The sequence below is a fragment of the Sphingomonas sp. TREG-RG-20F-R18-01 genome, assembly GCF_022662475.1.
Classification (GTDB): domain Bacteria; phylum Pseudomonadota; class Alphaproteobacteria; order Sphingomonadales; family Sphingomonadaceae; genus Sphingomonas.
Window position 1 is genome coordinate 1 of record NZ_JAKNQQ010000041.1, and the last position, 1,523, is coordinate 1,523.

General features: G+C 61.8%; 1 protein-coding gene. It reads left to right on the forward strand.

Going from position 1 to position 1,523, the window contains the following annotated elements:
• Positions 1-85 precede the first annotated feature (85 nt).
• Positions 86-1,449 (forward strand): IS3 family transposase gene (locus L8K25_RS22535; protein ID WP_242141261.1). Its coding sequence is split into 2 segments (ribosomal slippage): positions 86-434 and positions 434-1,449, totalling 1,365 coding nucleotides; the frame shifts between segments, so codons are not numbered across the junction.
• Positions 1,450-1,523 lie beyond the last annotated feature (74 nt).

Below are 1,523 nucleotides of genomic sequence, written 5' to 3' on the forward strand. Positions count from 1 at the left end.
TGTTCCCCGTCAGCACCAATGGCACAGATTTGAGGTTGTGATTTAAGGAGGGTTGGGGCTTCGTCGTAGTGACGAAGGAACGAAGATGAAGCCCCAACCCTCCTTAAAAAAATCGCCCGCCAAGGCCCCTGCCGAGCGGGTAGTGAAGGACATTCGGCGGCAGACCCGTCGGCATTTCTCGGCCGAAGACAAGATCCGCATCGTGCTGGACGGCCTGCGCGGCGAGGACAGCATTGCCGAGCTGTGCCGCAAGGAAGGCATTGCCCAGAGCCTGTACTACACGTGGTCGAAGGAGTTCATGGAAGCCGGCAAGCGCCGGTTGGCCGGCGACACTGCCCGTGCTGCGACCAGCGGCGAGGTCCATGACCTGCGCCGCGAGACCCGCGCCCTGAAGGAGTGCGTTGCCGACCTGACGCTCCAGAACCGTCTGCTCAAAAAAAGCATGATCGCGGATGGGGGCGACGACGAATGAGGTATCCCGCATCGGAAAAGCTCGAGATCATCAGGATCGTCGAGCAGTCGCATCTGCCCGCCAAGCGCACGCTGGACAAGCTCGGCATCGCCCGCCGGACGTTCTACCGCTGGTACGATCGCTACGTTGCGGGCGGCCCGGAGGCGCTGGAGGACCGCCCGTCGGCCCCGAGCCGGGTGTGGAACCGGATCGCGCCCGAAGTGCAGGACCAGATCGTCGAGATGGCGCTGGATTACAGCGAGCTGTCACCCCGCGAGCTGGCCGTGCGCTTCACCGACGAGAAGCGCTACTTCGTGTCCGAAGCCACGGTTTACCGCCTGTTGAAGGCCCATGATCTGATCACCAGCCCGGCCTATGTCGTGATCAAGGCTGCCGACCAGTTCCACACCAAGACCACCCGGGTGAACGAGATGTGGCAGACCGACTTCACCTACTTCAAGATTATCGGCTGGGGCTGGATGTACCTCTCGACGGTGCTCGACGACTTCTCGCGCTACATCATCGCCTGGAAGCTATGCACCAACATGCGCGCAGAGGATGTGACCGACACGTTGGACCTCGCGCTCGCGGCTTCCGGCTGCGACAGCGCCACGGTGCTGCACAAGCCCAGGCTGCTCAGCGATAATGGCCCCAGCTACATCGCGGGCGAACTGGCCGAATATATTGAGGCCCAGAAGATGAGCCACGTGCGCGGTGCCCCGATGCATCCGCAAACACAGGGCAAGATCGAGCGCTGGCACCAGACCCTGAAGAACCGCATCCTGCTCGAAAACTACTTCCTGCCCGGTGACCTCGAGGCCCAGATCGAGGCCTTCGTCGAACACTACAACCATCACCGTTACCACGAGAGCCTGAACAACGTGACGCCCGCCGACGCCTACTTCGGCAGGGCACCAGCCATCATCAAACAGCGTGAAAGGATCAAGCGACAGACCATCGAACATCGGCGCTTGCAACACCGCAAGCTCGCCGCTTAACATCAACCCCCAGACGAGGCCCGCACTCCGCTAACCTACACCGCGAGTTGCGCCAAATGTTCTGACGACGGACA